The 6,539-nt window shown below is 54.7% G+C and carries 6 protein-coding genes; 4 read left to right on the top strand and 2 right to left on the bottom strand.

All coding sequences use genetic code 11. The features are described 5' to 3' along the window. The 4 genes from D8U69_RS11535 to D8U69_RS11520 form a co-directional block, all read left to right on the top strand. On the top strand, positions 1-674 hold a 674-nt coding region (locus D8U69_RS11535), incomplete at its 5' end, for an RHS repeat-associated core domain-containing protein (protein WP_130907329.1). After that, positions 674-1,024 carry a hypothetical protein gene (locus D8U69_RS11530; RefSeq protein WP_130907328.1) on the top strand — a complete coding sequence of 117 codons (351 nt, stop codon included), beginning with the start codon at positions 674-676 and terminating at the stop codon, positions 1,022-1,024. The genes D8U69_RS11535 and D8U69_RS11530, both read left to right, overlap by 1 nt. A gap of 148 nt (positions 1,025-1,172) precedes the next feature. Continuing rightward, a complete protein-coding gene (locus tag D8U69_RS11525) occupies positions 1,173-1,592 on the top strand; it encodes a hypothetical protein (RefSeq protein WP_130907327.1) in 420 nt (139 codons plus the stop codon). 342 nt (positions 1,593-1,934) lie between these two features. Beyond that, on the top strand, positions 1,935-2,255 hold the full coding sequence (locus tag D8U69_RS11520) for a hypothetical protein (RefSeq protein WP_130907326.1): 321 nt from the start codon (positions 1,935-1,937) through the stop codon (positions 2,253-2,255). A gap of 129 nt (positions 2,256-2,384) precedes the next feature. Here the strand turns inward: D8U69_RS11520 and D8U69_RS11515 are convergent, their stop codons facing one another. Beyond that, positions 2,385-4,175 (bottom strand): bifunctional diguanylate cyclase/phosphodiesterase, encoded by a 1,791-nt coding sequence (locus D8U69_RS11515; protein ID WP_130907325.1) that lies wholly within the window; start codon positions 4,173-4,175, stop codon positions 2,385-2,387. Positions 4,176-4,321: 146 nt separating this feature from the next. Beyond that, positions 4,322-6,403: a carboxy terminal-processing peptidase gene (locus tag D8U69_RS11510; RefSeq protein WP_162250573.1), complete on the bottom strand. Its 2,082-nt coding sequence runs from the start codon at positions 6,401-6,403 to the stop codon at positions 4,322-4,324. Between the last annotated feature and the right edge of the window lie 136 nt (positions 6,404-6,539).

The following is a 6,539-nucleotide window of genomic DNA, read 5'->3' as shown; positions in this document are numbered from 1 at the left end:
ACTACCACCCCGACACCGGGCGCTACCTGACACCGGACCCGGTGAAGCTGGCCGGCGGGTTGAACCCGTATCGGTATACGCCGAATCCGACGGGGTGGGTGGATCCGTTGGGGTTGAGCGGGAATTGCCCGGGGGCGAATAGGCCGGGCTGTTCGGTGCCGGATGGTGTTGGTGGCGTTAAAGTTGATGAGGGTGAGCCGCAGCTGCCGAAGATGACGGCTGAGCGGCGGCGTGAAAGGATTGATGAATTGGCTGAGGAGAATGCTTACCGGCGCCTGGACGAAATTGAGCGCGCTACCCCCGGGGGGCATTTCTTAGAAAAACATGGAGCCCAGACTACTTTGCAATCTCAACTTCGGCGTGTGACAACAGCAAAAAATCCAACAACAGGAGTAGTTGAGACATATCACAATGGAAGGAAGAGAGGACATCCAAAAATACCTACGGCGGCGACTCGTTTTTTAAGTCACCGGGATCAACTCAATGCAATTTATAGGGCGCAATTGATTTTGCGGTATACCAATTTGGAGACGTCACGCCTAGCTTTCGATATGGGGAAAACAGTTGGTGAAGGCTACAAGCGAGGGAGCTTGGAGTATGGAAAGCAAACTAAGGCTATAGTTATTCTAGATAATTCTGGTCAGCCTAAAACTGCATATACGGACTTTGATTGATGAAAAATTCATATAATATTGAGATTGTTTACGGGCTGCTATTTGTGTTTGATATAGAAAATACAGATAACGAAGAGAGAGAGGCGCTAATTGCTTCCAAAAATGTGAATGATGATAAAGAGCTTGTCGAGTTGTTTGACTTGGTATTGAGATCGGAATTTTTTGCATATAAACAGAAAGGTCGAGAAATGTTAGTTGATACAATTGCGTATTTTATAAATGAAAATGACAATTTTGATCGGGTTTTTGAACGAATGACCACGTATTTTGATGATGATGTTGTAGATCAGTCAAGATTTATGAAAGTGTTACTGGGGTGCTTAAAGCGTTATCAATTGGAAGGTAGTTAATCCTTTCTCCACACAAAAAGATTATTGATTTGTTTTTATAGATAAGAAGGTCTGTAAGATGTCGCGCTAAAAATATTGAATTAGCTTTAAGTAAAGTTTGATCGGGCTGGTATTGCCAGAGCCTATACGACTTTTCAATGAAGAGAACATGATGTTGCGAGAGCCTTTTATAAGCAAGGAGTTTCAGCCTGATATCATGTGGTTTATTGGCGGATTCAATGTTTATGATCGCGAAGAAACACGAGGTGCAGAGCTTGAAATTTACGATCCAAATAATATGGCTGATAGAGCGAATTTGATAAAGAGCTATAGCTTAAATTTCGATTGCCTCTCATACCGGCATAAGTTTGTTTTGGTGAAGTTCCTTGCGGAAAAGTTATCTGATAGTCGCTTCGACTTCCAGACTCTGTTCGAGATTGATGAGGATGAAGCATCGAGTTGGCCCCGTAGCGAGTGGTATGAACTGGAAAGTCCTAGGGCATTTTTTCAGGACATATACGCATTGGCGCAAGAGGTTTGGAAAGAAGAACTGCTTATGGCAAGCGCCGAAGATCAAACTGTTTGGTGAGGAAAGGCCTTTACTGTCTTACGAAATTTCCCGTCAAAGCCCTAGGAGATTTCCTTCAAATCGTGTCGATTTCCATGAACTGGTGCGCAGCCGTGCTCATCGATAGTCTTTCCTCTGCCACTGCAAATTCAGTGGCAGGGTGTGGAAGCCCTTCTATCGTTAGGCGCAACAAGCGCCACCAGTTCGGCGTTTTTCGTCTGCGTTTTCATGGTGGCTGTGCGTGGGGCGCTTTCGAGTGCGCCGGGTGCCTAACGTACCGGTCTTCCACACCTGCGTACAGCCGCCACCTATTGCGTGGAAGTGAAGGTATGCGGCTCTCATCCATACGTTAGGAATAGAATGATGAAAAGACTGACACCCGATCCACCCTACGAAAAACCAACTACCCACCCCGAAAACCGCTTTATGGCCCTGACAAGCAACTGCACAGACATGCCAACGCTATTCGTCGATACCCAGGCACCACTCGACGTACTCACCGACGCTGCCAGCTATCGAATCCGTGCTGTGACGCAGGTACTGGAAAACCTATCCATGCGAGGTTCAATCGAGTGTGAGTCGTTCATCCTCAGTGACTTTGCCTTGCTATGCGCTATCCCGTTGCGAGACGGGGGTGATGTGTTGGATGTGGTTGGGCGGCGGTTGCGGGCCAGGGCATCCTAAAGTTTTGGGGGCTGGTCGGACGCCATCGCGGGCAAGCCTCGCTCCTACAGGGGGGGTGTCGTTTGCGAAAACTGCAGGCGCCACAGGACCCTGTAGGAGCTAGGCTTGCCCGCGATAGCGTCGGAGCAGTCAGCTCTGTCCCATTAGAAGTGCGCTTTCCGGTGTAGGCACCGCCAGGCTATCAATCACATGCACGCTATACCCCGGCACGTTCTTCGCGTGGTGTTTGGCTTGCGAGGCCATTTCCGCCAATTGGCTGGCATCGATTTCTCCGCAGGCCTCTGGATGTAGGTGCACCACGCCGATGGACAGTGAAAGCAACGGGAATTCCTGGCGCACGCCCTGGCGGTTGGGGGCGATGAAGCAGCCGGCTTCGAGGTGTTCGGCGCGGTAGAAGCGGCGGCACTGGCTCTGGAAGTCGTCCAGAAGCTGGTTCAGCCGTCGGCCCCAATCTTCCGGGCCAAGGACCAGTAGAAAGTCATCTCCCCCGATATGCCCGACGAAATCGCGTGACGGATCGACCCGGTCGTTAAGGCATTGCGCCAGGCACAGCAGGACTTCATCGCCACGGCCGTAGCCATAGATATCGTTGAAGGGTTTGAAGCTGTCGATGTCGACGTAGCAGATCACCGATTCGCGTTGCTGTTGTAACAGCCGTGTGAGGCATTGCTGGATCGGCACGTTACCCGGTAACAGGGTCAACGGATTGGCGTAGCGAGCCTGCTGGATTTTCAGTTCGGTAATCAGCTTGAGCACGTCGATCACCCGCCCCAGGCCCAGGTAGCTGCCGTTGAGGGTGATGATGAAGTCTTCTTCGATACGTTGCCGAGCGCGGCTGGTGATCAGGCGGCTGACCTGTTGCAGCGACTGGCTCATCTCGACGGCCAGGAAGTCATCGTTCATCAAGCGGCTGATCGGTTTGCGGGCGAACAGGTCAGTGGCGAACGGCTTGAGCAGCGCGTCGGAGAGCGAATGTCGATGGACGATGCCGCAGGGTTGGCCTTGTTCGTCCAGCACCGCCAGCGAGTTGAGATTGGCCTGGCGACGGAAGGCCTCCAGGACCGTGGCGGTCGGTGTGTCGCGGCCCACTGCCGGCTGGTCGTTTAGCAGGGCACTGAGGTCGCTGGCTTCATCGTTCAGCGCCACGGTGGCATTGTCCTGTCTTGGCATCAGGGGCCGGGCATCCTTGGGTGGATGCTCCTGCGGTCGGCACAGCAGATAGCCCTGAACCAGATCGACGCCCATCTCGGTCAGTACCGCCAGTTCCTCCGACAATTCGATACCTTCAGCGATCACCTGCGCCCGTGAGGCCTTGGCGATTTGCAGGATTGAACCGACGAACTCGCGTTTGAGCGCGTCCTGATGGATACCGTCGATGAAATGTCGGTCGATTTTCACGTAATCGGGTCGCAACTCCGACCACAGGCGCAAACTTGAATAGCCTGCACCCAAGTCGTCCAGGGCAATCGAAAAACCCATCGCCCGGTAGTGATGCAGGGCGGTTTGCAGCAACTGGAAATCGTCGATGGGCGCCTGTTCGGTGAGTTCGATCACCACCTGGCTCGGCGGGATGCCGAAATCCTGCAGCAATTGCAGGGTACGACCCGGTTGATGCGCGGCCTCGAGCAGGGATTCGGGTGAAACGTTGAGGAACAGTTTTCCGGGCAATTGCTGTTCGTTGAACCGTCGGCAGGCACTCTGCCGGCAGGCGATTTCCAGTTCGCTCAAGCGACCGGCCTGGCGGGCGACGGCGAACAACGCGATGGGGGAATGCAGCGGGCTGTTCGACGGCCCGCGGCTGAGGGCTTCGTAGCCGAGAATTCGTCGCTCAGAGAGGCTGATGATGGGCTGGAACAGGCTGTGCAAACCGCCTTGAGTCAGAATTGAGCTCAACGCACTCAGCTGTTCGGTTGTGGTCATGGCGGTCTCTGGCGATAAAAAAAGGGCTGGGCGTGTTCTCGGTAAAGAGAGCACGCCCAGCCCTGTATTTCACGACAGATTGATGACTGTTTGATGACGCTCCGCGGAGCGTCAGCATTAAATTGCCATCAGTTGCTGTTAAACACTCAGTGCTTGGCCACCGCCGTGTTGAGCTTGAGGTAGTCCAGCAGAATGCGCCCGGTTTCGCTCAGGTAGGCATCGTCTTCCGGCTTGGTCTTGTCTTGCTCGGCCGCGATGGCGTCTTCGTCTTCTTTCTTCAGCTCTTTGAGCGGCTCTTCGCCCTTGGCCTTGCGACGGATGTTTTCCATGGTCAGTTGCTTGGCTTCGATGTCGGCGTGTTGGGCTCGACGCTCGACTTCGTTGAGGCTGACGGTTTTTTCGTTCATCAACTTCTGTGCCAGGGCCAGCTTGTCGCGGATGAACACGAACTCGGCGTCTTTGGCGGTACGCACATCATGCTCGGACTTGAGCTGGGTGATGTACGGCTTGAACGGGTCGACCGCAGGCTTGATCGCCGCGCGGATGGTGTCCCACGGCATGGCTTCCGGCAGGGCGCTTTCGCCGATTTCCTTGGTGTCGATGATCGACGGGTAGTCGATGTCCGGCAGTACGCCTTGATGCTGGGTGCTCTGGCCGGAAACCCGGTAGAACTTGGCCAGGGTCAGCTTCAGTTCGCCATGGTTCAGCGGCTGAATGGTCTGCACGGTGCCTTTACCAAAGGTCTGACCGCCAATGATCAGCGCGCGGTGGTAGTCCTGCATGGCGCCTGCGAAAATCTCCGAAGCCGAGGCGGACAAACGGTTGACGAGCAACGCCATCGGGCCTTTGTAGAACGCACCCGGATTTTCATCTTCGAGCACATCGACGCGGCCATCGGCGTTACGCACCAGTACGGTCGGGCCTTTGTCGATGAACAGGCTGGTCAGCTCGGTCGCTTCCTGCAAGGAACCGCCGCCGTTGTTGCGCAGGTCGATGACCACGCCGTCGACCTTGTCCTTTTGCAACTCGGTCAGCAGTTTCTTGACGTCGCGCGTGGTGCTCTTGTAGTCCGGATCACCGGCACGAAACGCCTTGAAGTCCAGATAGAAAGCCGGGATCTCGATGACGCCAAGCTTGTAGTCCTTGCCATCCTGCTTGAGGTTGAGGACCGATTTTTTCACCGCCTGGTCTTCAAGCTTCACCGCTTCACGGGTGATCGGCACGATCTTGCTGGTCTGGTCGTTCGGCGCATTGCTGGCCGGAATCACTTCCAGACGCACCACGGTGCCTTTCGGACCACGGATCAACTTGACCACTTCATCCAGACGCCAGCCAACCACGTCGACCATTTCCTTGTTGCCTTGGGCAACGCCGATGATCTTGTCGGCCGGTGCGACCTGCTTGGTCTTGTCGGCCGGACCTGCCGGCACCAGACGCACGACTTTCACCTGGTCGTTGTCACTCTGCAACACGGCGCCGATGCCCTCGAGGGACAGGCTCATGTTGATGTCGAAGTTTTCTGCATTATCCGGCGACAAGTAGTTGGTGTGCGGGTCGTAGGACATGGCGAAGGTGTTGATGTACGCCTGGAAGATGTCTTCCGCGCGGGTCTGGTCCAGACGCGCCAACTGGTTCTTGTAGCGCTTGGTCAGGGTTTCCTGGATCTGCTTGGAATCCTTGCCGGCGATCTTCTGGCGCAGGACTTCGTCCTTGACGCGCTTGCGCCACAGGTCGTCGAGTTCTGCGGTGGACTTGAGCCAAGGCGCGTCCTTGCGATCGATCAGCAAGGTTTCCTTGGTGGTGAAGTCAATCTTGTCGACACCCTTGTTCAACTCGGCAAGGGCAAAGTCCAGACGCGCTTTGACGCGGTCCAGGTAGCGCTTGTAGATGGTGAACCCGGCGTTGAGGTCGCCGCTTTTGAGGAAGTCGTCGAACTGGGTCTTCCACTTGTCGAACTCGGCAATGTCGCTGGCCATGAAATAGCTGCGTGACGGGTCGAGTAATTTGAGATAGCTGTCGTAGATGATCACCGAGCGCGCATCATCGAGCGGTGGTTTGCTGTAGTGATGACGCTTGAGCAGTTCCACGACATTCAGACTGGCGATGACTTCGTCACGATCAGGTTGAAGCTTGTCCCAGCTGTTGGCTGCGAAAGTGTTGCCGGACATCGGCAGCAGGCCGATACCGATGAAAAGAGCGAGGGCAGTGCTGGGGAACAAACGCTTCATGTTGATTCGACGCGGGGACAATTGATAACGCATATTAGGCCGTCTTTGAAGTCGCCGGTTCCACAAGGGCCGGTCGCATAATGCAAAAAGCCCGGCGCTACAGCTTCGGGCTCAGTCCAGACTCACTATGGAGGCA

Source organism: Pseudomonas sp. Sample_16 (assembly GCF_004307665.1).
GTDB lineage: Bacteria > Pseudomonadota > Gammaproteobacteria > Pseudomonadales > Pseudomonadaceae > Aquipseudomonas.
The sequence above is the reverse complement of the archived record's forward strand: the minus strand, read 5'-3'. Positions and strand labels throughout refer to the sequence as shown.